Below are 25,469 nucleotides of genomic sequence, written 5' to 3'. Positions count from 1 at the left end.
GGCACAACGGCACAACGGCACAACGGCACAACGGCACAACGGCACAACGGCACAACGGCACAACGGCACAACGGCACAACGGCACAACGGCACAACGGCACAACGGCACAACGGCACAACGGCACAACGGCACAATGGCACAACGGCACAACGGCACAACGGCGCCCAGCGGCCTTTGGCGGCCCGCCCGGCGCATCGACGAACGAAGCTCAGCGGCGGACAGCCGTCGCGGTGCGCTCGCTGGCCCCGGCGCGCGACTCGTCGCCCGCGCTGGCGGCGCGTTCGGCGCGCATGTCGCGAGCGCCCCAGCGCTGCGCGAGCGCCGCGCACACCATGAGCTGGATCTGATGGAACAGCATGAGCGGCAGCACGACCGCGCCCACGGCATTCGACGCGAAGATCACCTTCGCCATCGGCACGCCGGCCGCGAGACTCTTCTTCGAGCCGCAGAAAATGATGGTGATCTGGTCGGCGCGCGAGAAGCCGAGCTTCTTGCTCGTGAACATCGTGATGCCGAGCGCGAGCGCGAGCAGCACGGCATTCACCACGAGCAGGCCGCCGAGCGCGGTGAGCGGAATGTGATGCCAGAGCCCTTCGTTGACGGCCTCGGCAAACGCGCCGAACACCACCAGCAGGATCGAGCCCTGATCGACGAACCTGAGTACGCCCTTGTTGCGCTCGATCCAGCGGCCGATCACCGGGCGCAGCAGTTGGCCGGCCACGAACGGCACGAGCAGTTGCAGGACGATGTTCCATACGGTGTGCCACGCCGAGCCGCCGCTCGCGCTCTGGTTCGTGACGATGAGGCTCACGAGCGCGGGCGTGACGAAGATGCCGATCAGGCTGGACGCGGAAGCGCTGCAAACGGCGGCGGGCACATTGCCGCGCGCGATCGACGTGAACGCGATGGACGACTGCACCGTGGAAGGCAGCGTGCAGAGGAACAGCACGCCGGCGTAGAGCGCCGGTGTGACGAGCGGCGAAAGCACCGGCTTGAGCGCGAGGCCCAGCAGCGGAAAGACCACGAACGTGCTGAGGAGAACGACGAGGTGCAGCCGCCAGTGCGTCGCGCCGGCGATGATCGCCTCCCGTGAAAGCTTGGCGCCGTGCAGGAAGAACAACAGTCCGACGGCCACGTTGGTGAGCCAGTTGAAACCGGTGGCGGCCTGGCCGTGCACCGGGAACAGGCTCGCAAGAATCACCGTGCCGACGAGGCAGAGGGTGAAGTTATCGGGCAGGAATTTCGGACGTGCCATCGGACAATCTCAAGTGCGTGCCTGGGCGCCTCGCTGCGCGCGGAATCGATGTGCTCGCAACGGGTAATCGGGGCATCTATTGTCGGCGCAAGCCGATTGAAAAAGCAAATTCATTTGAGGCATTGATTAATGACTGTTCGGCATGTATCGACCCTTTGAAGGGTTCTTGAAGCGCCATTTCTGAAGCCTGACTCGTCGACGCGCGAGGCGTGTTCCCGCGACGAAAAAGTCTTCAGGAGTCCCCCCATTCTTCATATGTTCCGACGTGGGAACGGCTTGGCTCGCCCCTTGATCGCACGCGCCCGGAAAGCCTTGTCCGGCGGCCTTCGGAGGCCGCCGGGGAGGCAAGAAATCCCTTCAGTAACATGGTGTTACAACCCTTCGGGCGGCATAACATCTTTTGGCTCGACACCCATAGGGCACGCCCATAAATTACCGTCAATGGGAAGTTCGAACCGTTGCGACGGCAATCGTTACGCGCGGTGCGGTGGGCTTCCCGGGACTGGCCCGCCATGGCCCGAACGGCGGGTTGCCATGAGGAAATCGTCGGGCAGGTGAAACGTCACAATGCGCGCAGGGTTGTCGAAACTGGGACAGTGGGTCTTGGGGGCCGGGTTGGCGGCCCTCTTTGCGCTCGCCCATGCGCAGCCCGGTTTTGCGGGGCATGGCGGCGGCGGCTTTGCACGCGCGCAGAGCCTGCCATCGATGTCCGTTCGCACCATGTCTCCGGCACCCGCATATCGCGGCGGTACGGCGTGGGGCGGCGGTTACCGTAGCGCGGTGTACGGCGGCCAGCCGGCACCCGGCTTCGGCCATGCTGCCGCGGGCTATGGGCCTTCCCCCATGCGCGTAGCGGAGCAGGGCGGCCGGCACGATCGCGCTGGCGGCCGTGCGCCGAACCAGTGGCAAGGGCAGGTCCAGCAACAGGCGCCGCATCGCACGTATAGCTACGGCACGCCGTTCGGGGGCGACTACGGCGGCTATCGCGGCGATCCCCGTCGCAATCCCATTACGCCGGTCAGCGCGGAGACGCGCCCGGTGCCGCATCCGCCGGCCGATTCACCGGTGCGCGCAGGTTCGATTCGCGAAGATGTCGCCCGCTACAACGAGGAGCGCGGCGGCATGTTCCGTCCTTTCCAACGCAACGGCGGCGAGGTTCCTCGCCCGCCCATGCCCTCGCCGTACCGGAACTGAGCGCGCCGTCTCGCGGCTGCTTTCCGTTTTTTCCTCCCCGACGTTGCCCCTCCGTTTCGAGTGCTCCAGGCACTGACCTGTCGAAACACGTCCAAAAAATTCCGTTCAGCGCGCAGTGAAAACTGACGCGTGGATACCACACCTTTTTGCAAATCCCTCGTCACCGGGAAGCCTTTCGTCTCAAATCTCGTTTTCGTTTTTGCGGTGCGTCATTTTGGGCTCCGCTAGACGCGCGAACGCCCCGCTGCGTACGGGGTCTCGGGAAACGCTGAGGAGTGGTGCGGCGCAGTGCAAGCCATCCCCCGAAGCGGCAAAAGCGGGACGAAGCCTGGCTCGCCAACGGGAAACTAATCCGCCTCGTATACCGGCGATAACAGCGCTTATTTTTGACCGGAAAAATGGTCCGCAAAGATGGGATCCGCCAAGACGGCCATTCCTGCGAACCCCGAAAAAAAACAAAGCCCCGCGCGAACGCCTCAGCCGCCGATTTTTTTGACAAAGACTGGAGAACCCATGAATACAACGGTCAGCCACGCGCTGCGAACCACCCTGAAGGCGAGCGCGCTCGCCGCCGTACTCGCTGCCGCCACGTCGTCGTCGGCGTTCGCGCAATCGAGCGTCCAGCTTTACGGGCAGGTCGACGAGTGGGTTGGGGCGACGAAATTTCCGGGCGGCCAGACGGCCTGGAACGTGAGTGGCGGCGGCATGTCCACGTCGTATTGGGGGATGAAGGGTTCCGAGGATCTGGGCGGCGGCTACAAGGCGATCTTCACGCTCGAAAGCTTCTTCCGAGCGCAAAACGGCCAGTACGGCCGCTTCGCCGGCGACACGTTCTTCGCGCGCAACGCGTATGTCGGCCTCGAATCGCCGTACGGCACCGTCACGGCGGGGCGCCTCACGACGCAACTGTTCGTCTCGACGATTCTCTTCAACCCGTTCATCGATTCGTACACCTTCTCGCCGATGGTGTACCACGTGTACCTCGGCCTCTCGACGTTCCCGACCTACACGACCGATCAGGGCGTGGTGGGCGACTCGGGCTGGAACAACGCCGTGCAGTATTCGACGCCCGACTTCAACGGCCTCTCGGGCTCGGCGATGTACGCGTTCGGCAACCAGGCGGGCCAGAACGGCTCGAAGAAGTGGAGCGTGCAAGGTCTGTACTTCCACGGCCCGTTCGCGGCCACGGCCGTCTATCAGTACGTGAACTTCAACAACACGCCGGGCGACATCGGCAGCATCGTGAGCGGCGACACGACGATCATCGGCCTGAAGAGCCAGGGCGTGGCGCAGGTCGGCCTCTCGTACGACCTCAAGTACGTGAAGTTCTTCGGCCAGTACATGTACACGGCGAACTGGCAGCATGTGGGCAGCTGGCACGTCAACACCGCGCAGGGCGGTGTAACCGCGCCAGTCGGTCCGGGCACGGTCATGGCTTCGTACGCGTACTCGCGCAATGGCGGCGGCCTGAACCAGACGCGCCAGACGGCGGCCATCGGCTACGACTATCCGCTCTCCAAGCGCACCGACGTCTACGCCGCTTACATGTACGACCACTTCGACAACATGTCGAGCGGCCAGACCTACGGCGTGGGCATGCGCGCGAAGTTCTGATCCGCGCCGCCAGAAAAGTCGACGGTCGATGCAAAAACCCCGCGCTGCTCGCAGTGTGGGGTTTTTGCTTTCGGGGCCGCTCAGTGCGATTCGATGCCCGGCGCGCGTCTGTGCGTTGAACACCAGCATTTGATAAAGCGCGCACAATAGCGGCCATTGATTCCTGTCTGTTTACGTTCGAAGTGAAGGCCGCGCGATGGATACCCTCGTCAGCATGAAAGTGTTCCGCCAGGTGGTGGAGGCGGGCAGCTTCGTCGCGGCGGCCGAGCGCTTGAGCATGTCCGCCGCGATGGCGAGCAAGCATGTGATGCATCTGGAGCAGCAGCTTGGCGCGCGTCTGTTGAACCGCACCACGCGGCGCGTGGCGCCCACCGAGGCGGGGCGCGAGTATTACGAGCGCGTGGCCCAGGCGCTCACCGAACTCGACGAGGCGGGCCAGGCCGTGGGCGCCGCGAGCGTCGTGCCCCAGGGACGGCTGCGCGTGTCGTCGCTCACGGCGTTCGGGTTGCGTCATGTGATGAGCGCGGTCGCCGACTACGCCGCGGCATTCGCCCAGGTGACCGTCGACATCACGCTCTCCGACCGCGTGGTGGAGTTGATCGACGAAGGCTTCGACGTGGCGATCCGCGCCGCGCCTTCGGGGCTCAAATCGTCTTCGCTGATCGCGCGGCCGCTCGCCACCGCGCATATCGTGCTGTGCGCCTCCCCCGAGTACCTCCGCCGTCACGGTGCGCCGAAGGACGTGGCCGATCTCGCGCGCCACAACTTCGTGCATTACGCGGGCGCTTCGGCGCAGGAACTATCGCCGTTCGCGGAAGGCGCCGGGGCCGCGGGCGTGAAGCCCAAGCCGGGCGGCAACCTCATCGTCAACCACCTCGAAGCGCTGCGCGTGGTGGTGCTGCAAGGCGGCGGCCTGTCGATGCTCGGCACCGAGGTGGTGGGCGACGACATCGCCGAAGGCCGGCTCGTGCCGCTGCTCGTCGATGCCTTGCCGCCGCGCGAACTGCCCATCTACGCCGTGTACGCGAGCCGCCGCCATCTTTCTGCGAAGGTGCGCTCGTTCGTCGATTTCCTCGCCGCCCGTTTTTCGGAGCGCGAGCTATGGCCGGGCGTGGAGGCGATCCGCGCCGCGGCATTCAGGGCCGACGCCCGATGAATCGACAACAGTCAAGGTTGAAAGTCGCCTGGTCGACGCTCAGCGGCCGATGCCCAGCCGCGCCTTCGTCTCGTCGTACTCGAGCCTGAGGCGCCCGACGAGTTCGGCCACCGAGGGTACGTCGTCCATCAGGCCCACGGCCTGGCCCGCGCCCCATACGTCCTTCCAGGCCTTTGCTTTCGAGGTGCCCGCGCCGAAATCCATCTTCGATTTATCCGACTCGGGCAGCGCATCGGGATCGAGCCCGGCGTTCACGATGCTCTCGCGGAGGTAGTTGCCGTGCACGCCCGTGAAGAGGTTCGTGTAGATGATGTCGGCGGCCTTCGCTCCGAGGATCGCGTGCTTGTAGGCGTCCGCGGCATGCGCCTCCTTCGTCGCGATGAAGCGCGTGCCCATGTACGCGAGGTCCGCGCCCATGGCCTGGGCGGCGAGGATCGAGCCGCCGTTGGCGATCGCGCCCGACAGCACGAGCGGCCCGTCGAAGAGGCGCCGCACTTCGCCCACGAGCGCGAACGGCGAGGTCGTGCCCGCATGGCCGCCCGCGCCCGCAGCCACGAGGATCAGCCCGTCCACGCCCGCTTCGAGCGCCTTCGCCGCATGGCGCAGATTGATGACGTCATGCAGCACGATGCCGCCGTAGCCGTGCACGGCGTCGAGCAGTTCCCTCGGAGGTGCCCGCAGGCTCGTGATGAAGATCGGCACCTGATGCTCGACGCACACGCGCACGTCGTGCTCGAGCCGCGCATTCGACTGATGCACGATCTGGTTCACGGCGATCGGCCCGATGACGGCCTCTGGGTTCGCGGCCTTGTGCGCGGCGAGTTCGGCCTGGATCTGCGTGAGCCATTCGCCCAGCAAATCGGCGGGGCGGGCGTTGAGCGCCGGGAACGATCCGACGATGCCCGCCTTGCACTGCGCGAGCACCAGCGCCGGGTAGCTCACGATGAACATCGGCGAGCCCACGACGGGCAGCGAGAGGTTTTGCAGGACGGTGGGCAATGCCATGTCGGAGGCCTCCTTGCGGCGCTCGGGTGAACGGCGGGGCGGATATACGCGACTGCGGCGCGGCTGACGAAGCGCGATCTGGCTGAGACGGTTCAGCCGTGCCGGCGCTTGCGACGGGGTGCGATTGTTGTAAACGGTCGTTCGATTATAGGCGTGGCGTCGTTCGGGCATCCCACGGGCTGGATTCGAGGGAGTATTCGGTTTCTACTGCTGTGGGACCCAACGCGCATTTTGGATCCGCGCTCGCCTCATACAATCATCGGGGACCAACATATACAAGAGACGACCCCATGCCCTTCGACGGATTCGAGCCTTTCACCGTGCGTACCGCGACCGGCGTTGACATCTGCGGCGTGAAGGGCGGCGACGGGCCGCCGCTGTTGCTGCTGCACGGTCATCCGCAGACGCACATGATCTGGCACCGCTGCGCCTCGGCGCTCGCGCAGCACTTCACGGTCTTCGCGACGGACCTGCGCGGCTATGGCGCGTCGTCGAAACCGCCCAGCGACGGCACGCACGCCGCCTATTCGAAGCGCGCGATGGCGGCCGATCAGGTCGAGGTCATGCGCCATTTCGGCCACGAGCGCTTCCTCGTGTGCGCGCACGACCGCGGCGCGCGCGTCGCTCACCGCATGGCGATCGACTTTCCTGCTGCCGTCGAGCGGCTCATGCTGCTCGACATTGCGCCCACACTCGCCATGTACGAGCAAACCGACCGCGAGTTCGCCACGCTCTATTTCCACTGGTTCTTCCTGATCCAGCCCGAGCCGCTGCCGGAAACGCTCATCGGGGCGAACCCCGACGTCTATATCGAGCGGGTGATGGGCAGCCGTCACGCGGGTCTCGCGCCGTTCGCGCCGCCGGCGCTCGACGCCTACCGCGCGGCGCTGCGGCAGCCGGGAGCCGTGCACGCGATGTGCGAGGACTACCGCGCCGCGGCGACCATCGACCTCGAGCACGACCGTGCCGATCTGGAGCGCGGCAACAAGGTCGCGTGCCCGCTGCGCGTGCTGTGGGGCGCAGAGGGCGTGATCGAGCGCTGCTTCGACCCGCTTGCCGAGTGGCGCAAGGTGGCGCGCGACGTGAGCGGGCGCGCGCTGCCGTGCGGCCACTACATTCCCGAGGAAGCGAGCGAGGCGCTCGTCGCGGAGATGCTGGCGTTCTTCGAAACCACGGAGCCATGAGTGGCTGCGCAGGCCCGCGCATGCGCTGGCGGGCCGCGCGCTGATTTCAGCCGAGCGGCGGCAGGCGGCGCGGCACCGGCGTCGACTTGACGATGGCCGTGCTGGTTTCGGCGCGCTCGGTGACTTTCGCGAGGATCTCGTCGAGCTGTTCGATCGAATGCAGATAGAGCCGGGCGATGAAGCAATCGTCGCCGGTGACCTTGTCGCACTCGACGAACTCGGGAATGCGCCGCAGCACTTCCTCCACCAGATGCAACTGTCCGGGCAGCGGCTTTACGCGCACGATCGCCTGCAGCGTATAGCCCAGCGCGCGCGGATCGATCTGCACCGTATAGCCGCCGATCACCCCCTGCGCTTCGAGCCGGCGCAGCCTCTCGGAGGTGCTCGGCGCCGAAAGCCCGATGTGCTTTGCGAGGTCCGCCACGCTCGCGCGGGCGTCCTCGGCGAGCGCCGCGAGCAGCATGCGGTCGATGTCGTCGAGCGGGGCCGCGGTGGGCGGCGCTGGGGTGCGTCGGTTCATGATTGTGCGGGTGCCTCGCCAGGTTGGCCTTTCAATCGAAGGCAAATGTTGTCTCCGGCCTAAGTTTAGCCCTGTATTCCTCGCATGGCAGCCGATAAACTGGCTTGCAGATGAGATGGGCCGCACGCGCGTTAGCGGCCACAACGAGGATGCAATCGCATGGCTTCCACCACCCCTGAAATTCGCCGCGGCGCCGCCGAAATGATCGTTGCGATGCTGATGTCCGGCACCATCGGCTGGCTCGTGGTCGCCTCGCGGCAGGCCCCGATCAACATCGCGTTTTTGCGCTGCGTGCTGGGCGGCGCGACGCTCGCGCTCGTGTGCGCGGCGCTCGGCCTCCTGCGCCGCAAGCACCTGCCGCCGCGCACGCTGGCGCTCGCCGTGCTGGGCGGCGCGGCGATCGTCGCGAACTGGGTGCTGCTGTTCGCCGCCTATTCGCGCGCTTCGATCTCCATGGCCACGGCTGTCTACAACACCCAGCCGTTCATGCTCGTCGGCCTCGGCGCGCTCGTCCTGCGCGAGCGCGTGAGCGCGTCGACCGTCGCCTGGCTCGCGCTCGCCTTCGCCGGGCTCGTGTGCGTGGTCGAGGTGCAGCCCGCCGTGCTGGCGGTGCCCGGCGAGTATCTGCAAGGCGTGGCGTGCGCCGCGGGCGCGGCGTTTCTCTATGCGATCTCGTCGATCATCACGCGCCACCTCAAGGGCACGCCGCCGCACCTCATCGCGCTCGTGCAGCTCGCCTTCGGCGCGCTCGCGCTCGCGCCGTTCATCCGCTACGGCACGCTGCCCGCCACGCCGCTGCACTGGGCGCAACTCGTCACGCTCGGCGTCGTGCATACGGGCATCATGTACGTGCTCCTCTACGGCGCCATCCAGAAGCTGCCCACGGCGATGACGGGCGCGCTCTCGTTCATCTATCCCGTGGTCGCGATCCTCGTGGACTGGTTCGCGTTCGGCCAGCGCCTCGCGTGGATCCAGGTGGTGGGGGCCGCGCTCATTCTGATCGCGGCGGCGGGCGTGAACCTCGGCTGGCGGATCGTGCCGCAGCGGCGCGGCGCGCGTTCGGCCTGAGGCGTGTCGTCGAGCGCCGCTCGCGCGCAGCGGGCGTGTGCTGGGCGCGGGCGCATGCCTCTGGCGGCTACGGCCGCATAATGTCGCGGTTCGAACCTGCGACCTTTACCCCGCATGACACACCCTCACGCCAGCCACGACGAAGCGGAGCTCGCGCGCGCCAAACGCCGCGCGCTGCGGTTGCTGCTCGGCGCGGCGCTCGTTTTCGTCGGCACGGCGCTTTCCCCGCCCGGCATCGTGATCGACGGCGTGAAGGCCGTGAGCGAAGCCGCCATGGTCGGCGCGCTGGCCGACTGGTTCGCCGTGGTCGCGCTGTTCCGCCGCGTGCCGATTCCCTTCGTTTCGGCACGCACGGGGGTGATCCCGCGCAACAAGGACCGCATTGCCGACGAACTCGCCGGTTTCGTGCGCGACAAGTTTCTCGATGTGGGCTCGCTCGTCGCCCTGATACGCCGCCACGATCCGGTGCAACGGCTTTCCACGTGGCTCATCGCGCCTCGGAACGCAGAGCGTCTCGGCGGCTACGCGGTGCGCATGATGTCGGGCGTGCTCGGCCTCACCGACGACACGCGCATCCAGAACTTCATCCGCGACGGCCTCTACGCGGCGCTCGACCGGGTCGATCTCTCGAAGTCCGCCGGCGCGCTGCTCGACACGCTCACCAAAGACGGCCGCCACCAGGAACTGCTCGACCGGTTGCTCGACCAGGTCGGCGCGCTGCTGCGCGAGGAGGGCACGCGCGCGTTCGTGGCGGGGCGCATCGTGGATGGCCTGAAGGGCGAGTTTCCGATCAGCGAGAAGTTCCTGCCTTCCGAGTGGATCGGCGAGAGCGGCGCGCGCGTGATGGAGAGCTCGGTGAACCGGCTGCTGCTGCAGGTGGCCGAGGATCGCGAGCATCATCTGCGCCGGAAGTTCGACGAGGTCGTGGAAAAGCTGATCGTGCAGCTGAAGAGCGATCCGGCCTTCCTGCGCAAGGGCGAGGAGCTGAAGGCGAGCCTGCGCGAAGGCAGCGCGCTCAACGACTACACGCGCGCACTGTGGGACAGCCTGCGCACGTGGCTGCGCGACGATCTCGCGCGCGAGGACTCCGAGCTGCACGCGAAGGTGGCCGCAATGGGCCGCTGGCTAGGCGGGACGCTGGCCGCCGACGCCGACCTGCGCGCCTCGATCAACGCCCACCTCGAAGATGCCGCGCGCGCAATGGCGCCCGACTTCGCGCGCTACCTCACGCATCACATTCGCGACACGGTCAAGAATTGGGACACGCGCGAGACCGCGCGGCTCATCGAGCTGAAAATCGGCAAGGACCTGCAGGAGATTCGCGTGAACGGCACGGTGATCGGCGGGGCGATCGGGCTCGGACTTTACTTGTGCTCGCATCTCTTCGAGCTGCTACGGTTGAAGCTCGGCTATTGAAATTGATTCGGATTCCAGATTAACCGGGCGCCTTTGCCTGCGTTCGTTGGTCATTTTTAGGGAAATCACCGATGCTTCGCCGATGATGGCGCGAGTATCATGCCTTCGACAGTTTGATCACGTCAGAGCTAATTCCAACGCTCGTCCGGAAACGGACGAGCGTTTTTTTATGGCTTTCCGGCGCGCGCGGCTAGACTGCCGCCGCCGGCGCTTCGAGGTGCTCGCCATTCACGACGAGCGCGCCGCTCTTCGCCAGTTCACCCGTCAATTCACGCAGCAACCCGGGCCAGGCGGCGCGCGGGGCTAGCCGCTGCGCGGCGGCGCGCATGGACGCCGCGCTTTCGAGCATCGCCACGAGCGAATCGAAGCGCATCGCGCGCACTTCCAGCAGCTTGAAGACGATCAGCACCTTCAGCGCGTTCTTCGCGTTGCGCGCCGGCTCGGCGCGCAACCAGGCGAGGCGCGAGAACGCGCGCTCCAGCGCCGCCTCGACATTCGTGAACGGCTTGCCGTGCCCGGGGATCACCGTGCGCACGTCGAGCTTCGCAATGGCTTCGAGCACCGCTTGCTGCTCGGCGAAGCCGCTTTCGCCGTCGAGTTCGGGAAAAATCACACCGAAGCCATGCTCCCACAGCGCGTCCGCGCTGATGAGCACGCGCGGCGCGCTCGCGTAGAGCATCACCGAGTCGGGGTCGTGCCCAGGCGCGCCGATCACCTCCCACTCGAAGCCGCCGAGCGCGAGGCGGTCGCCCGCCGCGAGCGTGCCCGTGAACGCGAATCGCTCGCAGGTCTGCCCGGTCGCGAGAAAGCTGAGGCGCGCTTCGTCCCAGTCGCGCACAGTGGCTGCGCTCGCGGCAGGGATCAGCGTGGCGCAGGGCCAGTGCGCCTGCAAGCGGGCGTTGCCGCCGCAATGGTCGGAATGCAGGTGCGTGTTGACGACGACATCGAGCGCCCGCGGGCCCAGCGCATGACGCACGAGCGCAAGGGTCTGCCCGGCGTGCGTGGCGTAGCCGGTATCGACGAGCGCGGTGCGCGCCTCGTCGACGAGCAGCACGTTGTTCGACGAAAGCCAGCCGCGCTCGAATACGCGCATCGATGCCGGAAGTGCGGGCGCCGCGCTCATGCCTTCGCGTGCTCGGGCCGGGGCACGACGAGAATCGTCGCGCGGCCGACCATGAGCGTCTCGCCTTTCTGGTTCACGGCCTCGCCCGCGAGCTTCACGAGGTCGCCGTGCAGGCTCGGCTTCCACCAGGCTTCCTCGACGCGCCATTCGAACGTGAGCGTGTCGGTCGCGTGCGCGGCGCGTTTGAGCTTCATGTCGAACTCGAGCCCGAGCGGCTGCGCGTACTGCGAAAAGTGCGTGGCGAGCAGCGCCATGAAATGCGCGGTGGGCTGCGTGCCCGAGGCGATCAGGCCGCCAAAGCGGCTTTGCGCCGCATAGGCTTCGTCGTGGTGCAACGGGTTCAGGTCGTTCACGAGCAGTCCGAACGATTTGACCGACTCGGGCGTGAGTTCGAGCGTCGAGCGAAACGTCTCGCCAATCGTCACGACACGGGCGGGCGCATTCATTGTTCCTCTCCCCCGGTCCGTGCTTGCGATGCTTCGTGCGACTCGATGCGTTTTTCGAGCCATTCGGCGTGGCGCATCTCGATCGCGTCCCAGACGGCGCGTTTCGCTGCTTCGTCGAACGTGGACCAGGAGGCGATTTCGTCGAGGGTGCGCAGGCAGCCTTCGCACAGACCGCTCGCCTCGTGCATGCGGCAGATGTTGATGCATGGCGAAGGCGTCGGCGTCCCGGTGTCCTGATTCGCGGCCATGTCCTTGCGTACGTTCTCGCCGTTCATTGCGCCGTTATTCACTGCGCAGCGCGACGTCCACCACCGGCGCGCCCGTCAACACGGCAAGCTCTTGCGGAGAGAGATTGAACACCGCATGCGGATGGCCCGCCGCCGCCCACAGGCTTTCCAGTTCGAACAGGTCGGCGTCGATGAGCGTGACGGGTGTCGTGGCGTGCCCGATCGGACAGACGCCGCCAATCGCGTAGCCCGTCTTTTCGCGCACGAACTTCGCGTCGGCTCGGCCGACTTCGCCTACGTGCGCGGCCACTTTCTTTTCGTCCACGCGATTCGCGCCGCTCGCGATCACGAGCACCGGCGCGTCGTCTTCGCGGCGGCGGAACAGGATCGACTTGGCGATCTGCGCGACTTCACAGTCAAGACCCGCGGCCGCTTCCGCCGAAGTCTTGCCCGTTTCGGGCAGCATCACGACCGGCTTGGCATGGCCGCGCTCGCGCAGCATCAGGGCGACCCGGCGCGCGGATTCGGGCAGGGCATCGAGGTTTTCGGAGGTTTGCATCATGCGTTCATTTCCTTCGTACTGCGATTCAACTAGTCGATGCATCAGGCGCAGGCGGCTGCGCCGCGCGCCTTCGCGAGCAGCGCCTTGCCCGCGCGCGAAACGTTCGGGCGGCCGATGGCGTTCGAGATGAAGTCGCCCGCCGCGACGACCTGGTTCAGGTCGATGCCCGTATCGATGCCAAGGCCGTTCATGAGGTACAGCACGTCTTCGGTCGCGACGTTGCCCGTGGCGCCCTTCGCATACGGACAGCCGCCGAGGCCCGCCACGGACGCGTGGAAAATGGCGATGCCTTCTTCGAGCGCGGCGTAAATGTTGGCGAGCGCCTGGCCGTAGGTGTCGTGGAAATGGCCCGAGAGGCGCTCACGCGGGAACACCCGCGTCACCGCTTCGAACACTTCGTGCACGCGCTTCGCGGTGCCCACGCCGATGGTGTCGGCGATATCGATCTCGTCGCACCCGAGCGCGGCGAAGCGCTCCACCACGTCGACGACCGAAGCCACCGGCACCTCGCCCTGGTACGGGCAGCCGAGCGAGCACGACACGCTGCCGCGAATGCGGATGCCGTGTTCTTTCGCGGCCTGTGCGACCGGCACGAAGCGCTCGATGCTTTCCGCGATCGAGCAGTTGATGTTCTTCTGCGAAAACGCTTCGCTCGCCGCGCCGAAGATCACGATCTCGTCCGCGCGCGCGGCGAGCGCACCTTCGAAGCCGCGCAGGTTGGGCGTGAGGACCGAATAGATCGTGCCTTCGCGGCGCTCGATGCCGGCCATGACCTCGGCGCCATCGGCCATCTGCGGAACCCATTTGGGCGAGACGAACGAGGCGGCCTCGATGTTCGGAAAGCCAGCGGCCGTTAGCCGGTTGACGAGTTCGATCTTCGTCGCGGTGGAAACGAATTCCTTCTCGTTCTGCAGGCCGTCGCGCGGGCCGACTTCGACGATCTTGACTGCGGTGGGGAGTGTCATCTTTTGTCTCCAGCTTGTATTCGGAATGCTTCGCCAGGCTCAATAGCCGCGCCCGACATGGACGACGCCGCTCACCGTCTCGCCGCGTGCGAGTGCGCCGATCTTGTCGGCGACCTGCGAGATCGCTTCGTCGCGCAAGGTGAGCGCCGAGCTGTGCGGCGTGATCGTGATGCGCGGCTCGCGCCAGAACGGATGATCGGGCGGCAGCGGCTCTTCGCGGAACACGTCGAGCGTCGCCGCCGCGAGCGTGCCGTCGGCCAGGGCATCGAGCAGATCCTGTTCGGCGAGATGCGTGCCGCGCGCCACGTTCACGACGTACGCGCCGCGCGGTAGCCTGCTGAACGTGCGCGCGTTGAGCACGCCTTCCGTGTCGGGCGTGGCGGGCAGCAGGTTCACGAGCACCTTCACGCCATCGAGGAAGGCGTCGAATTGCGGCCCGTGCAGCTCGCCCGAGAACGTCTCGATGCCCTCGATCGTCTTCGCGCTACGCGAAAAGCCGCGCACCGGCACGCCGAGCGAGGCCACCGCGTGCGCGACCTGCGCGCCCAGCACGCCAAGGCCGAGCACGCCAACGGTGAACGTTTCGTGCGGATGCGGCGCAAGCACGTGCCATTCGCGGTGCGCTTGCGCAAGCGCATAGTCGTCGAAGCGGCGCAGGTAGCGCAGCACGGCGTGCTGCACGTACTCGCTCATCTGCCGGCCCATGCCGGAATCTTCCAGCCGCACGAGCATGGCGGTGCCGGGCAGCGTGCCAGGCCGCTCGCGCTCGTGCGCGAGGATCGCGTCGACGCCCGCGCCCAGATTGAAGATGGCGCGCAGTCCCGGCACGCCGAAGAGTTCGCGAGGCGGGTGCCAGACCACCGCGTAGTCGGCGGGGGCGGTGTCGCCGGGCTGCCACTCGCGCAGCTCGGCGTCGGGCAGGGCGTGCGCGAGGCCGTGCAGCCACGCGGAAGCGTCGGTTTGCGGGAACCAGAAAATGATTTTCATGATGGGTCGACCTGTCCCTGGTAACGGCCGTGCGACTCGGGCGTGCGCGTGTGGTCCAGTTCCGCGGCAGGAAGCGCGGAACGAAACGGCAGCAGCGGACGCTGATCGAGGCGCGTGGCGTGCGACATGGGATTCCTGGAGCGGGTGCGGCACGATGCGGCCGCGTGCACGGGCACCATTCTACTTTTTCAGGCCCGCAGCCGCCGGGCGAATCGCGGGGCGGTGGCGCGCGATGCGCCCGGCGCCGGTCCGCGCGGAGGGTGCCGAAAAGCTAAGCAAAAAAAATTGGTTCGGCGTGCAAGGCTCGCAGGCCACAATCGATTCACGCCGTGATCCAGCGAGGAAAAAATCATGCTTTCGTGCGCGCAAATGCGTTGGCCGCCCCGCCTCGTCACCGTGCCCGGCCTGCACGGCAGCGACGGCGCCCACTGGCAGACCTGGCTCGAACGCCAGTTCGCGCGCTCGCTGCGCGTGGAGCAGGACGACTGGGACGCCCCCGATCTCGCGGTCTGGAGCGTGGCGCTCGCGCGGCGGCTGGCCGGCGAGCGTGGCCCGTTCCTGCTGGCCGCCCACAGCTTCGGCTGCCTCGTGGCGGCGCATGCGCTGTCGACTGGCATGCTCAGCCAAAGCGGCGGGAGTGCTAACGGGGCTCGAGACGGTAAAGGGACTGCGGGCGCCGATATCGCGGGCGTGCTGTTCGTCGCGCCCGCGAGCCCCGAGAAGTTCCGCTTTGCCGGCGCGTTCGAGGCGCGGCGGCTTTGCGTGCCGTCCATCCTCATCGGCAGCGAAACCGATCCGTGGATGCCGTTCGAAGGCGCCCGCACGCTCGCGCAGCAATTGGGCAGCACCTTCGTCAATCTCGGCGACGCAGGGCACATCAACACGGCGGCAGGCTTCGGTCCGTGGCCGCGCGCGAAATACTTCGTCGATACCCTGGTGCACGGCGCAGCGCCGCAGCGGTTGCGCGACGAGGCATTCGACGAAGTCGGCCAGGCGGTTGCCGGGGACGGTGCTGCAGCCACGCGCGACGGCCTCGTCGCCAGTCCCACGCTCACCGTATCGCGATGGTCCTGCGCACCGGCTCCAACGGCGTTCGCGCCAACATTCGTCGATGCAGGGCAGGGCGCGAAACTTGCGGGACGCTAGCGCTTCTAGCGCTTGAGCGCCTCGCGCAACAACCGCGCTGTATGCAGCGCGATCATCCCTTCCTCATCGGTGCGGATCGCAAAAACCGGCACGCGGCTATCGCGCGTGCTCACGCGTTCGTGGCCGTCGCGGCTGCCCGCCTCGTTGAGTTGCGCGTCGAGCGCAATGCCGAATAGCGGCGCGAGCCGCTCGCACACCTGCGCGCGGATGGGCGCGGCATGTTCGCCGATGCCGCCCGTGAACACGAGCCCATCGAGCCCGCCCAGCACGACGGCGAGCTTGCCCACGTCCTGGGCGATGCGATACGTATAGAAGTCGATGGCGAGCTTCGCCCGCTCGCTGTCGCTCGCCAGCAGTTCGCGCATGTCGCTGCTCACGCCCGAGAGCCCCTTGAGGCCCGACTCGTGATACAGCACTTTCTCGATCGCGTGGTAATCCATGCCGCGCGCCATCATCCAGAGCACCGCGCCCGCGTCGAGCGCGCCGCAGCGCGTGCCCATGGGCAGGCCGTCGAGCGCGGTGAGGCCCATGGTCGTCTCGACGCTCTGGCCGTCCTTCATCGCGCACAGGCTCGCGCCGTTCCCCAGATGCGCGACGACGACGCGTCCGCTTGCGATATCGGGCGCGACCTGGTGCAGGTGCCTCGCGATGTATTCGTACGAGAGGCCGTGAAAGCCGTACCGGCGCACGCCTTCGCCGTAGTAGCTGTACGGCAGCGCGAAGAGTTGCGCCATGATGCCGTTGCCCGCGTGGAACGCGGTGTCGAAGCATGCCACCTGCGGCAGCTCGGGCGCGGCCTCGCGCACCGCGCGGATGGCCGCGAGATTGTGCGGCTGATGCAAGGGCGCGAGCGGCGTGAGCGCATCGAGCTCCTGGATCACGTCGTCGTCGATGAGCACGGCGTCGGCATGGCGCGCGCCGCCGTGCACCACGCGATGACCGATTGCGGCGGGCGGCGTGTCGCGCAGGCCCACGGCGAGCACGAGGCGCAGGAGGCGAAACGCAGCATCGTGATCGGCGACCTGGGCGACGGGAAACTTGTCGTCGACGATCAGGCGGCCGTCGGCCATGTGCGCGACCACGCGCGGCGCGACGCCGATCCCTTCGATCTGCCCGCCCGCGCCATGCAGCGCACGAGAGCCACCCTCGACGCGCGGATCGTCGATCACGCGATACACCGAGCACTTGATGCTCGATGAACCCGCATTGACGACGAGTACGACATGGCCGTCCGCGGCCGGCTGGGCTGGAACGCTGCTCACAGGATCTCCGTGGCTTTCCGCGCGCGCCGCGCGTGCGCGACGAGCACCGCGATCGCGCAGCTGCCGATGCGCGAGCGCACGCTGTCGGCGCGGCTCGTGAGGATGATCGGCACCCGCGCCCCGAGGACGATGCCGGCCGCTTCCGCGCCGGCGAGGAAGGTGAGCTGCTTGGCGAGCATGTTGCCCGCTTCGAGGTCGGGCACGAGCAGGATGTCGGGGTCGCCGGCCACGGGCGAAGTGATGCCCTTGATGCGCGCGGCCTCGGCGCTGATTGCGTTATCGAAGGCGAGCGGTCCGTCGAGCACGGCGCCCGTGATCTGGCCGCGGTCGGCCATCTTGCAGAGCGCGGCGGCGTCGATGGTGGAGGGCATCTTCTCGGACACCGTCTCGATCGCGCCGAGAATCGCGACCTTCGGCGTGCCGACGCCGAGCGCCTGCACGAGCTCGATCGCGTTGCGCACGATGTCGGCCTTGTCGGCGAGCTTCGGGAAGATGTTGACGGCCGCGTCGGTGATGAAGAGCGGTTTGTGGTACGAGGGCACGTCCATCGCGAACACGTGCGAAAGGCGGCGTTCGGTGCGCAGGCCGTTGGCGCCGAGCGCGACTTCATGGAGCAGTTCGTCGCTGTGCAGGCTGCCTTTCATGAGCAGCTCGGCTTCGCCCTGGCGCACGGCGAGCACCGCGCGTTCGGCGGCGGCGTGGCTGTGCGGGGCGTCGAGGATGGCGATGCCGTCGAGGCGCAGGTCGGCTTCTTCGGCCACGGCGCGGATCTTCGCCTCGGGGCCGACGAGGATCGGCACGATGAGGCCGAGGTTCGCGGCGTCGAGCGCGCCCGTGAGCGAAGAGACGTCGCAGGGATGCGCCACGGCGGTAGGCACGGGGTCCAGTCCGCCACAACGGGCGAGCAGGATCGAATACTTGTCGGGCGATGACGTCATGGCTTTCTCTCTCGCATGCAAAGCTGCCCACAGCCTGAGGACACGCGCCTGCGCTTCATGCTGCGGCGCGCAACGCGCTTCCAGTGTAGACCAGTGTCCAAGAGGCAGTCGCCCAGGTGCACGCGAGGCCGGCGAGGCATCCGCACGCGGCGCATTGCGGCGGACTGGCGCGCCTGTCATGGTTCGTTCACGGGGCGTTGCCATCATGGGTCCGGCCCATTGGGACGGGCAGCGCCTTGACTTCGGCCAGTCCGTCGCCTAACTTTTGGTATTCCGCAGTGCAGCATGATCTGGCGCTCTTCCGCTTTTCATCTCTCGCGGCCGTCAGGCGCCCAGCATGCTTGCGCGCCGCGCGTGCGTTTTTTGCCGGCCTTTGCCCGCAAAGCGGACCTCCCGAGGGCGGTCCGCGCCTGAACCCCCGCACGTCTCGGGCATGAGTGCCTGCGCCTGCGTCGCGCAAAGAGCCGTGGCCCCGCCAGTCCGGCGCAGGCTTGCCGCGAGGCGGGTATGCGCCCCCCTTAAAGGAGATTCGTCTCGTGGCAGTTTCCCCCTCCTCGCCGCTGTCTTTGCTTTTCACGTCGCCTTTTTCGTTTCTGCCCACGCTCGCATCGGGCACGTCTTCCTGGCCGTTTGCTCCCCTCTCGCCCCTCTGGCCCCTCTCAGCCTCGTCCCGCGAGGACACTTCGCCCCCCGCAGCGCTCAGCCAGGCGGCCTCGGCCGTGACGTCGGCAGTGAGCCGCGCATTCGGATCGGCGCAAACCGCGCCTGCGGTCGCGCAGCCGCTATATGACTACGTCTACGACGCCTGGCAGCGCAGCGTGCTGTTTCTCGACGCGCTGCGCGAGCGCGGCAACCAGACCTACGTGCACGAGCAGGCGGGCATGCCGCCGGTGCTCGCGTTCGACTATGACGTGATCGTCGATGGCCGCGAACTCGAGGATCCCTGCAATTACGCACTCCTGCGCATCAAGCCTGCTGAAGACGCGCCCACCGACCCGCGCATGCGCCCGTTCGTCGTGATCGATCCGCGTGCGGGCCACGGTCCCGGCATCGCGGGGTTCAAGATGGACAGCGAAGTGGGCATCGCGCTGCGCAAGGGCCACCCCTGCTATTTCGTGACCTTCTTCCCGGTGCCGTGCGAAACGCAGACGATCCAGTCGGTCGCCCAGGCGGAAGCCGTGTTCATTCAACGCGTGCGCGAACTGCATCCCGAGTCGGACGGTCTGCCGTTCATCATCGGCAACTGCCAGGGCGGCTGGGCCGCGGCGCTGCTCGCAGCTTCCGCGCCCGGGCTGGTCGGCCCGCTGATGCTGGCCGGCTCGCCGCTTTCGTACTGGGCCGGCGTGCGCGGCAAGAACCCCATGCGCTACTCGGGCGGCATGCTGGGCGGCTCGTGGATGTCGTCGCTCGCAGCGGACCTCGGCGACGGCCACTTCGACGGCGCGCATCTCGTGCAGAACTTCGAGAACCTCAATCCCGCCAATACGTATTGGGGCAAGCTCTACAACCTCTATTCGCGCGTCGACGCCGAGCGCGAGCGCTTCCTCGAATTCGAGCGCTGGTGGGGCGGCCATTTCCAGCTCAATCGCGCCGAGATCGACTGGATCGTGCAGAACCTCTTCGTCGGCAATCACCTCACGCGCAACGAGGTGTACGCGAAGAACGCGCGCGCGCCGGTGGACCTGCGCAACATCCGCACGCCGATCATCGTGCTGGCTTCGTGGGGCGACAACATCACGCCGCCGCAGCAGGCACTCAACTGGATTCCCGACCTGTACGCGAGCGTCGACGAGATCGTCGCGAACGAACAGGTGATCGTGTACTGCCTGCACGACAAGGTGGGGCACCTCGGCATCTTCGTTTCGGCGAGCGTGGCGAACAAGGAGCATACCGAACTGTTTTCGGCGCTCGACCTGATCGACGTGTTGCCGCCGGGCCTCTACGAAGCAAAGATCACCGACTCGACGCCGGAAGCCGCGCGTCTCGAAGCGCTCGAAGGGCGCTACGAGATCCGCTTCGAGGTGCGCACCATCGAAGACATTCTCGCGCTCGACGACGGCCGCGACGACGAACAGCCTTTCGAGGTGGTGCGCCGCATCGCGGAGAACAACCAGCGCCTCTACGACCTGTTCGTTTCGCCGTTCGTGCGCGCGTCCAGCAATGCGTTCACCGCGCATGTGCTGCGCGAGTCGCATCCGGCACGCGTGGAGCGTAGCGTAATGAGCGATGCGAACCCAGCGCTCGGCTTTCTGCCCGCGATCGCCGAGGCGGTGCGCGAGCATCGCAGACCCGTCGCCCCGGACAATCCGTTCACGCTGCTCGAGAAGCAGATGTCGGCGAGCATCGAGGCATCGTGGGACGCATACCGCGATGCGCGCGATGCGTGGGTCGAAAGCGCGTTCTTCAACATCTACACCGCGCCGTGGGTGCAGGCCTGCGTGGGCGTCGCGCCGAACCAGCCGCTCGAGCCGATCGCGCCGCCGCTCATGGCGCTGCGCAAGGAGCTTGCGCACTACCGGCTGCGCGCGGCACGCGCGCATCTCGCGAAGGGCACGCTCGTCGATGCGTTCATGCGCATTGCCGCGTATATCGTCGATGAAATGCACACGGTGCAGTATCGGCCGTTCCAGCGCATGCGCGAGCTGGCGCGCGAGTATCTCGGCGATCGTCAGCCGAGCATCGCCGAATTGAAGGAAGCGGCGCGACGCCAGGGCGCGATCGTTCAGCTCGACCCGCAGGCCGCGATCGAGGCCTTGCCCGAGATCGTGCCCGACATGAAGACGCGCCGGGCGCTGCTGGCGGCCGTGTACCGCATCGCGACCGTATCGGGACCGCTGGAAGGCGAGCGGCGCGAGCGCTATCGGCACGTGCAGCGTGCGCTGGGTGTCGAGCCGGGCAGCGAGAAGACGGGGCTGCCGCCTGTCGGTGGCGGCGAGTCGCCGGAGCGGGGCAGTGGTGCCACGGGCGCCGGCGACAGCACGGCGGGTGCCGGCGGTGGTGCACCACGCGTCAAGGCTTCCGCACCGGCAACGGAGCCTGAAGCCGCCCCTGCGCGCGCGAAGGCGTCCCGCGCGCGGGCTGCCGCGGGTGTCGAAGCCGCCGCGCCCGTCAAGCCCATGCGGGCGGCGCGCGCCGGTGCGAAGGCCAAGGCCACGGAAGCGGTTGAAGCCAGGAAGGCGCCGGTTGCCGCGAAAACGTCGGCGCGCCGTTCACGCGCGGCGTCCGCGCCCAAGTCCGTGCCCGCTCGGGCCGAGGGCACGACGGCCACGCGCCGCCGCGCGACGCGCGACGCGGACGAGTAAGCACGAAGGCACACGAAACAGGGAAGGCGCGGAGGGTTTCCTCCGCGCTTTTTTGTATCGAGTACGAAAAGAACAAGATTGCGCACCAAACCGCAACCGGATTCGCGGTTTTGAAGGGCCCCGAGCGGCAACACCGTGCACATCGACGGTGGCGCCCACATCATCGGTAGCGAAAACGCTTAGCACGAAAGCCGAAAAGCAAATCTCGTATCGGTATAAGGCGTGTGCCGCGTCTCGCTAGAATCGAGCATTCGGTTTGCTTACGAAATCATGTGAGCAGGCCGGGAAGCCTTTCAACGACAGACGGGGATCACCATGGCAGTTTTGGGACGCACGGCGCGCTGGCTCGGCGCAGGCATCATCGCATTGAGCGCGGCAGCGGCGCACGCCGATACGTCACTCTTGAATGTCTCATACGATGTGACGCGCGAGCTGTACAAGGACATCAACGCGAGCTTCATCGCCGACTATCAGAAGAGGACCGGCGAAAGCGTGTCGATCAAGCAGTCGCACGGCGCGTCGAGCGCGCAGGCGCTCTCGGTGCTGCAAGGCCTGCAGGCCGACGTCGTGACGATGAACCAGCCCAACGATATCGATCTGCTCGCGCAGCAGGGCCATCTCCTGCCCGCGGACTGGCGCGCGCGCCTGCCCGACGCGAGCTCGCCCTATACGACGACGATGGTCTTCCTCGTGCGCAAGGGCAATCCGAAGCACATCAAGGACTGGGGCGATCTCGCGAAGCCGGGCGTGCAGGTCGTGATCGCCAACCCGAAGACGTCGGGCAACGGCCGCTACGCGTATCTGGCCGCCTGGGGCTATCGCAAGCAGCAGGGCGCGAGCGACGCGCAGGCGCTCGACTTCGAGCGCGCGCTGCTGAAGAACGTGCCGGTGCTCGATGCGGGCGGCCGGGGCGCGACGACGACGTTCACCCAGCGCGGCATCGGCGACGTGCTCGTGACGTTCGAGAACGAAGTGGCGCTCATCGATCAGGGTGTAGGTGCCAGGGACTTCGAAGCAGTTTATCCCTCGGTGAGTCTGCTCGCGGAGCCGCCGGTGACCGTCGTCGACAAGGTCGTGGACAAGCGCGGCACGCGCAAGGTTGCGCAGGCGTACCTCGACTATCTGTATTCGCCGGCCGCGCAGGAGATCATCGCCCAGCACCATCTGCGCCCGCGCGACGCCGGTGTGCTCGCGAAGCACGTCAACGAGTTCAAGCCGATCAAGACCTTCACGGTCGAGCAGGTGTTCGGCAACTGGCAGAAGGCCCAGGCCGCGCATTTCGCCGACGGCGGCACGTTCGACCAGATCGTCGCGGATCGCAAGTAACGCAAGTCCCTGGCGCGCGAAGAAACGCGCACGAAAAAAACGCCTCGCAAATCATCTGCGAGGCGTTTTCCTTTTCATCTGCGCAAGCCGAATCGGCTCGGTACCCATGCGCGCGCGAACCTTGCACGCGCGGCGTGCTCCTGCTGTTACTGCACCGCGACGCTCGCGAAGTTCTGCCGTCCGAACGGACTCACCTGATAGCCGCTCACGCTCGTCCGCGTGATCGCCGCGGCGGTCGGATAGCCGAGCGGAATCCACAGCGCCTGATCGCGGATGATCTGCTGCGCGGCTTCATAAAGCTTCACGCGTTTGGCCTGATCGGCGGTGGCCTTGCCGTCGGCGATCAGCTTGTCGAGCTGCGGATCGCAAAAGCGCGCGAAGTTGATGCCCGACTGCACCGCATTGCAGCTGAAGAGCGGCGAGAGATAGTTGTCGGGGTCGCCGTTGTCGCCGGCCCAGCCCATGAAGAGCGTGTCGTGCTGGCCCTGCTTCGCTTGCTTGATGAGCTCGCCCCACTCGATCACCTTGATGTCGGCCTTCACGCCGATCTTCGCGAAATCGGCCTGCAACAGCTCCGCGCCCGCGCGCGGGTTCGGGTTCAGCACGCTGCCGTTCGGGCGCACCCAGATCGTCGTGGAGAAGCCGTTGGGGTAGCCCGCGTCGGCCAGCAGTTGCTTCGCCTTCGCCGGGTCATACGGATACGGCTGGATCGACTTGTCGTAGCCCCACGTGATGGGCGGCCAGGGATTCGTCGCGGGCGTGGCCGTATTGTCGAAGATCGCCTTGAGGTAGGTCGTGCGGTCGAACGCCATGTTCAGCGCCTGGCGCACCTTCTGGTTGTCGAGCGGCTTCTTCTGCGTGTTGAGCGCGACGAACGCCGTCATGAACGCGGGCGTTTCGACCACCTTTAGCGCGTTGTCCTGCTTCGCGGCCGCCACGTCCTGGGGCTTGGGCGAGAGCGCGATCTGGCATTCGCCGGCCTTCACCTTCTGCGCGCGCACGGCGGCGTCGGGCGTGATCGCGTAGATGAGGCGGTCCACCTTCGGCTTCGTCCCCCAGAAGGTCGGATTGGCGTCGTAGCGGATCAGCGCATCTTTCGTGTAGCTCTTGAGCGTGAACGGCCCCGTGCCCACCGGCTGCGCGTTGAGGTCGACCTGCTTGCCGGCCTTGAGCAACTGGTCGGCGTACTCGGCCGAATAGATCGACGCGAAGCCCATGGTGAGGATCGAAAGGAACGTGGCGTTCGGCTCGTTGAGCTCGAACTTCACCGTGTTCGGGTCGACCTTCGTGACGGACTTCACGAGTTTCACGAGCCCCATCGACTGCGCGTGCGGGAAGCCGCTCGCGCCGGCCACCTTGTGCCACGGATTGTTCGCGTCGAGCATGCGCGCGAATGTGAAGACCACATCGTCCGCGTTGAGCGCGCGCGTGGGCTTGAACCATTCGGTCGTCTGGAACTGCACGTTGGGGCGCAGATGGAACGTGTAGGTGAGGCCGTCGGCGCTCACTTCCCACTTGTCCGCGAGCGCGGGCACGACCTTCTTCTGCGCTTCGTCGTGGGCCACGAGCGAATTGAAGATGACGTCGGCGGACGCGTTGGTCGTGACGAGCGAGTTGAACTGCACGACGTCGAAGCCGTCGGGGCTCGACTCGGTGCAGACCGTCAGCGGTTTGGCGAGCGCGGGCGTGGCCGCGAGCGCGCACGCGGCGACGAGCACGAAGGCTGGCCTATTCGAACGCAAAAACGCGGGCGCGGTGGGCGAGGTCGAGCGCATGGGATCTCCGTGGTTATTCGATGGAGCGCGATGGAGCGCGATGGCGCGCGGCGCCCCGTTTTCATCTGGTTCTGGAGCGGCGAGAAGCGCTGGAAGCGCGCCCGGACGGGCCAAGCTTAGCGAAGGGAAATTGCCGGGACAACCATTTAATTCACCTACCCATATGCTTGCGGACCTGGCGCGCGGGCCAGAGTGCGGCCCGCTTCGCAGCTGAACCTCAGTGGCTCGCTGTGCGCGGCTTGCGCGGCGCCTTCTCGAATGCGCGATCGTAGACCCAGCGCGGCAGCGCGCGCAGCAGCATGGCGGCCACGCGCATCGGCCAGGGAAGCACCGCGAACGACGTGCCGCGCGCAATGGCTTGCGCGGTCTTCGCGGCGAAGCGGTCCGCGTCCATGAGGAACGGCATGCGGTAGGGGTTCTTCGCGGTCATCGGCGTGCGGATGTAGCCCGGCGCGATGGTGACCACGGGCACGCCGAACGGCCGCATTTCCACGCGCAGCGCTTCGAGATAGGCGAGCGCCGCGGCCTTCGAGGCGCTGTACGCGCCCGAGCCCGGCAACCCGCGCACGCCCGCCACGCTCGCGATGCCCACGAGCGTGCCGCGCCTTGCCTGCGCCATCGCCGAGGCGAACGGCTCGAACGTGGCGACCATGCCGAAGTAGTTGGTGTCCATCACGTCGCGGAACGTGGCGAGGTCGCCTTCGCCCGTGAGCGCGCCGCGGCTCACGCCCGCATTGGCGATCACGATGTCGGGCAGGCCGTGCTGCGCGATGAAATCGCGCGCGGCCGCGGCGAGCGCATCGGCGTCGCGCACGTCGGCGGGATAGATGGAGACGGGATGATCGGGATGGGACTGCCGGAAGCCGGCAAGGGCCTCGCCGCGGCGCGCGACGAGCCCGAGGACGGCGCCGCGCCGCGCGTACTCGGCGGCGAGCGCGGCGCCAATGCCGCTCGACGCGCCGGTGATGAAGACCTTCAGGGGCGCGTCTTGCATGGC

At 67.0% G+C, this 25,469-nt stretch carries 22 protein-coding genes and 1 pseudogene; 9 read left to right on the top strand and 14 right to left on the bottom strand.

The features are described 5' to 3' along the window. Positions 1-209: 209 nt before the first annotated feature. A complete protein-coding gene (locus VSR34_RS04460) occupies positions 210-1,256 on the bottom strand; it encodes a bile acid:sodium symporter family protein (RefSeq protein ID WP_028229963.1) in 1,047 nt (348 codons plus the stop codon). Between the two features lie 567 nt (positions 1,257-1,823). Here VSR34_RS04460 and VSR34_RS04455 point away from each other — a divergent pair. The 3 genes from VSR34_RS04455 (at position 1,824) to VSR34_RS04445 (ending at position 5,220) form a co-directional block, all read left to right on the top strand. Then, positions 1,824-2,450 (top strand): hypothetical protein, encoded by a 627-nt coding sequence (locus tag VSR34_RS04455; RefSeq protein ID WP_342961949.1) that lies wholly within the window; start codon positions 1,824-1,826, stop codon positions 2,448-2,450. A 513-nt stretch (positions 2,451-2,963) separates the two neighbouring features. Next, positions 2,964-4,064: a porin gene (locus VSR34_RS04450; RefSeq protein ID WP_342961948.1), complete on the top strand. Its 1,101-nt coding sequence runs from the start codon at positions 2,964-2,966 to the stop codon at positions 4,062-4,064. Positions 4,065-4,260: 196 nt separating this feature from the next. Continuing rightward, the gene (locus VSR34_RS04445) at positions 4,261-5,220 is read left to right on the top strand and encodes a LysR family transcriptional regulator (protein WP_028209231.1); all 960 of its coding nucleotides are present in this window, start codon (positions 4,261-4,263) and stop codon (positions 5,218-5,220) included. Between the two features lie 39 nt (positions 5,221-5,259). On the opposite strand, the gene VSR34_RS04440 is transcribed toward VSR34_RS04445, so the two are convergent. Beyond that, complete coding sequence (locus VSR34_RS04440; protein ID WP_342961947.1) at positions 5,260-6,225, bottom strand: nitronate monooxygenase family protein; 966 nt, start codon at positions 6,223-6,225, stop codon at positions 5,260-5,262. 290 nt (positions 6,226-6,515) lie between these two features. Between VSR34_RS04440 and VSR34_RS04435 the strand changes: the two genes are divergently transcribed. Then, entirely contained in the window at positions 6,516-7,409 is an 894-nt protein-coding gene (locus VSR34_RS04435) for an alpha/beta hydrolase (protein WP_028229967.1), read from the top strand. 46 nt (positions 7,410-7,455) lie between these two features. Here the strand turns inward: VSR34_RS04435 and VSR34_RS04430 are convergent, their stop codons facing one another. After that, positions 7,456-7,929 carry an Lrp/AsnC family transcriptional regulator gene (locus VSR34_RS04430; protein ID WP_028209234.1) on the bottom strand — a complete coding sequence of 158 codons (474 nt, stop codon included), beginning with the start codon at positions 7,927-7,929 and terminating at the stop codon, positions 7,456-7,458. A gap of 159 nt (positions 7,930-8,088) precedes the next feature. Between VSR34_RS04430 and VSR34_RS04425 the strand changes: the two genes are divergently transcribed. Both VSR34_RS04425 and VSR34_RS04420 read left to right on the top strand, forming a co-directional pair. Beyond that, complete coding sequence (locus VSR34_RS04425; RefSeq protein WP_342961946.1) at positions 8,089-8,997, top strand: EamA family transporter; 909 nt, start codon at positions 8,089-8,091, stop codon at positions 8,995-8,997. Positions 8,998-9,111: 114 nt separating this feature from the next. After that, positions 9,112-10,413: a DUF445 domain-containing protein gene (locus VSR34_RS04420; RefSeq protein ID WP_028209236.1), complete on the top strand. Its 1,302-nt coding sequence runs from the start codon at positions 9,112-9,114 to the stop codon at positions 10,411-10,413. A gap of 190 nt (positions 10,414-10,603) precedes the next feature. Here the strand turns inward: VSR34_RS04420 and VSR34_RS04415 are convergent, their stop codons facing one another. From VSR34_RS04415 to VSR34_RS04385, 7 genes are read right to left on the bottom strand one after another with little or no spacing between them, the layout of a single operon-like run. Next, positions 10,604-11,536: an MBL fold metallo-hydrolase gene (locus VSR34_RS04415; RefSeq protein ID WP_342961945.1), complete on the bottom strand. Its 933-nt coding sequence runs from the start codon at positions 11,534-11,536 to the stop codon at positions 10,604-10,606. Then, the gene (locus VSR34_RS04410; protein ID WP_342961944.1) at positions 11,533-11,982 is read right to left on the bottom strand and encodes a MaoC family dehydratase; all 450 of its coding nucleotides are present in this window, start codon (positions 11,980-11,982) and stop codon (positions 11,533-11,535) included. Before VSR34_RS04410 ends, VSR34_RS04415 begins: the two co-directional genes overlap by 4 nt. Further along, positions 11,979-12,257 (bottom strand): DUF1289 domain-containing protein, encoded by a 279-nt coding sequence (locus VSR34_RS04405; RefSeq protein ID WP_337588010.1) that lies wholly within the window; start codon positions 12,255-12,257, stop codon positions 11,979-11,981. Before VSR34_RS04405 ends, VSR34_RS04410 begins: the two co-directional genes overlap by 4 nt. 7 nt (positions 12,258-12,264) lie before the next feature. Continuing rightward, positions 12,265-12,768, bottom strand: a complete 504-nt coding sequence (locus VSR34_RS04400; protein ID WP_342961964.1) for a YbaK/EbsC family protein — start codon at positions 12,766-12,768, stop codon at positions 12,265-12,267. Between the two features lie 44 nt (positions 12,769-12,812). Then, positions 12,813-13,736, bottom strand: a complete 924-nt coding sequence (locus VSR34_RS04395) for a hydroxymethylglutaryl-CoA lyase (RefSeq protein ID WP_028209241.1) — start codon at positions 13,734-13,736, stop codon at positions 12,813-12,815. 39 nt (positions 13,737-13,775) lie between these two features. Then, complete coding sequence (locus VSR34_RS04390; protein WP_342961943.1) at positions 13,776-14,723, bottom strand: glyoxylate/hydroxypyruvate reductase A; 948 nt, start codon at positions 14,721-14,723, stop codon at positions 13,776-13,778. Continuing rightward, positions 14,720-14,851: a hypothetical protein gene (locus tag VSR34_RS04385; RefSeq protein WP_255217819.1), complete on the bottom strand. Its 132-nt coding sequence runs from the start codon at positions 14,849-14,851 to the stop codon at positions 14,720-14,722. The genes VSR34_RS04390 and VSR34_RS04385 overlap by 4 nt, the downstream gene beginning before the upstream one ends. A 223-nt stretch (positions 14,852-15,074) precedes the next feature. Between VSR34_RS04385 and VSR34_RS04380 the strand changes: the two are divergent. Then, positions 15,075-15,716 (top strand): annotated as a pseudogene (locus tag VSR34_RS04380) (alpha/beta hydrolase); the annotation flags it as partial. Between the two features lie 158 nt (positions 15,717-15,874). On the opposite strand, the gene VSR34_RS04375 reads toward VSR34_RS04380, so the two are convergent. Together VSR34_RS04375 and VSR34_RS04370 are read right to left on the bottom strand one after the other, a co-directional pair. Continuing rightward, positions 15,875-17,131: an acetate/propionate family kinase gene (locus tag VSR34_RS04375; RefSeq protein WP_342961942.1), complete on the bottom strand. Its 1,257-nt coding sequence runs from the start codon at positions 17,129-17,131 to the stop codon at positions 15,875-15,877. After that, entirely contained in the window at positions 17,128-18,069 is a 942-nt protein-coding gene (locus VSR34_RS04370) for a bifunctional enoyl-CoA hydratase/phosphate acetyltransferase (RefSeq protein WP_342961941.1), read from the bottom strand. The genes VSR34_RS04375 and VSR34_RS04370 overlap by 4 nt, the downstream gene beginning before the upstream one ends. Positions 18,070-18,605: 536 nt before the next feature. Here VSR34_RS04370 and VSR34_RS04365 point away from each other — a divergent pair. Next, positions 18,606-21,371, top strand: a complete 2,766-nt coding sequence (locus tag VSR34_RS04365; protein ID WP_342961940.1) for a DUF3141 domain-containing protein — start codon at positions 18,606-18,608, stop codon at positions 21,369-21,371. Positions 21,372-21,686: 315 nt separating this feature from the next. Next, the gene (locus VSR34_RS04360) at positions 21,687-22,697 is read left to right on the top strand and encodes a sulfate ABC transporter substrate-binding protein (protein ID WP_342961939.1); all 1,011 of its coding nucleotides are present in this window, start codon (positions 21,687-21,689) and stop codon (positions 22,695-22,697) included. A gap of 146 nt (positions 22,698-22,843) precedes the next feature. Here the strand turns inward: VSR34_RS04360 and VSR34_RS04355 are convergent, their stop codons facing one another. Both VSR34_RS04355 and VSR34_RS04350 read right to left on the bottom strand, forming a co-directional pair. Beyond that, positions 22,844-24,472 (bottom strand): ABC transporter substrate-binding protein, encoded by a 1,629-nt coding sequence (locus VSR34_RS04355; protein ID WP_342961938.1) that lies wholly within the window; start codon positions 24,470-24,472, stop codon positions 22,844-22,846. 217 nt (positions 24,473-24,689) lie between these two features. After that, positions 24,690-25,466, bottom strand: a complete 777-nt coding sequence (locus VSR34_RS04350) for an SDR family oxidoreductase (RefSeq protein WP_342961937.1) — start codon at positions 25,464-25,466, stop codon at positions 24,690-24,692. Positions 25,467-25,469: the final 3 nt, after the last annotated feature.

Origin of the sequence: Paraburkholderia sp. JHI2823 (assembly GCF_038900695.1) — a bacterium.
GTDB classification, from domain to species: domain Bacteria; phylum Pseudomonadota; class Gammaproteobacteria; order Burkholderiales; family Burkholderiaceae; genus Paraburkholderia; species Paraburkholderia mimosarum.
The sequence above is the reverse complement of the archived record's forward strand: the minus strand, read 5'-3'. Positions and strand labels throughout refer to the sequence as shown.

Bases quoted from the DNA above. Each gene is read 5' to 3' on its own strand.
- VSR34_RS04460 (WP_028229963.1), bottom strand. From the start codon at position 1,256: ATGGCACGTCCGAAATTCCTGCCCGATAACTTCACCCTCTGCCTCGTC.
- VSR34_RS04455 (WP_342961949.1), top strand. From the start codon at position 1,824: ATGCGCGCAGGGTTGTCGAAACTGGGACAGTGGGTCTTGGGGGCCGGG.
- VSR34_RS04450 (WP_342961948.1), top strand. From the start codon at position 2,964: ATGAATACAACGGTCAGCCACGCGCTGCGAACCACCCTGAAGGCGAGC.
- VSR34_RS04445 (WP_028209231.1), top strand. From the start codon at position 4,261: ATGGATACCCTCGTCAGCATGAAAGTGTTCCGCCAGGTGGTGGAGGCG.
- VSR34_RS04440 (WP_342961947.1), bottom strand. From the start codon at position 6,225: ATGGCATTGCCCACCGTCCTGCAAAACCTCTCGCTGCCCGTCGTGGGC.
- VSR34_RS04435 (WP_028229967.1), top strand. From the start codon at position 6,516: ATGCCCTTCGACGGATTCGAGCCTTTCACCGTGCGTACCGCGACCGGC.
- VSR34_RS04430 (WP_028209234.1), bottom strand. From the start codon at position 7,929: ATGAACCGACGCACCCCAGCGCCGCCCACCGCGGCCCCGCTCGACGAC.
- VSR34_RS04425 (WP_342961946.1), top strand. From the start codon at position 8,089: ATGGCTTCCACCACCCCTGAAATTCGCCGCGGCGCCGCCGAAATGATC.
- VSR34_RS04420 (WP_028209236.1), top strand. From the start codon at position 9,112: ATGACACACCCTCACGCCAGCCACGACGAAGCGGAGCTCGCGCGCGCC.
- VSR34_RS04415 (WP_342961945.1), bottom strand. From the start codon at position 11,536: ATGAGCGCGGCGCCCGCACTTCCGGCATCGATGCGCGTATTCGAGCGC.
- VSR34_RS04410 (WP_342961944.1), bottom strand. From the start codon at position 11,982: ATGAATGCGCCCGCCCGTGTCGTGACGATTGGCGAGACGTTTCGCTCG.
- VSR34_RS04405 (WP_337588010.1), bottom strand. From the start codon at position 12,257: ATGAACGGCGAGAACGTACGCAAGGACATGGCCGCGAATCAGGACACC.
- VSR34_RS04400 (WP_342961964.1), bottom strand. From the start codon at position 12,768: ATGCAAACCTCCGAAAACCTCGATGCCCTGCCCGAATCCGCGCGCCGG.
- VSR34_RS04395 (WP_028209241.1), bottom strand. From the start codon at position 13,736: ATGACACTCCCCACCGCAGTCAAGATCGTCGAAGTCGGCCCGCGCGAC.
- VSR34_RS04390 (WP_342961943.1), bottom strand. From the start codon at position 14,723: ATGAAAATCATTTTCTGGTTCCCGCAAACCGACGCTTCCGCGTGGCTG.
- VSR34_RS04385 (WP_255217819.1), bottom strand. From the start codon at position 14,851: ATGTCGCACGCCACGCGCCTCGATCAGCGTCCGCTGCTGCCGTTTCGT.
- VSR34_RS04370 (WP_342961941.1), bottom strand. From the start codon at position 18,069: ATGACGTCATCGCCCGACAAGTATTCGATCCTGCTCGCCCGTTGTGGC.
- VSR34_RS04360 (WP_342961939.1), top strand. From the start codon at position 21,687: ATGGCAGTTTTGGGACGCACGGCGCGCTGGCTCGGCGCAGGCATCATC.
- VSR34_RS04355 (WP_342961938.1), bottom strand. From the start codon at position 24,472: ATGCGCTCGACCTCGCCCACCGCGCCCGCGTTTTTGCGTTCGAATAGG.
- VSR34_RS04350 (WP_342961937.1), bottom strand. From the start codon at position 25,466: ATGCAAGACGCGCCCCTGAAGGTCTTCATCACCGGCGCGTCGAGCGGC.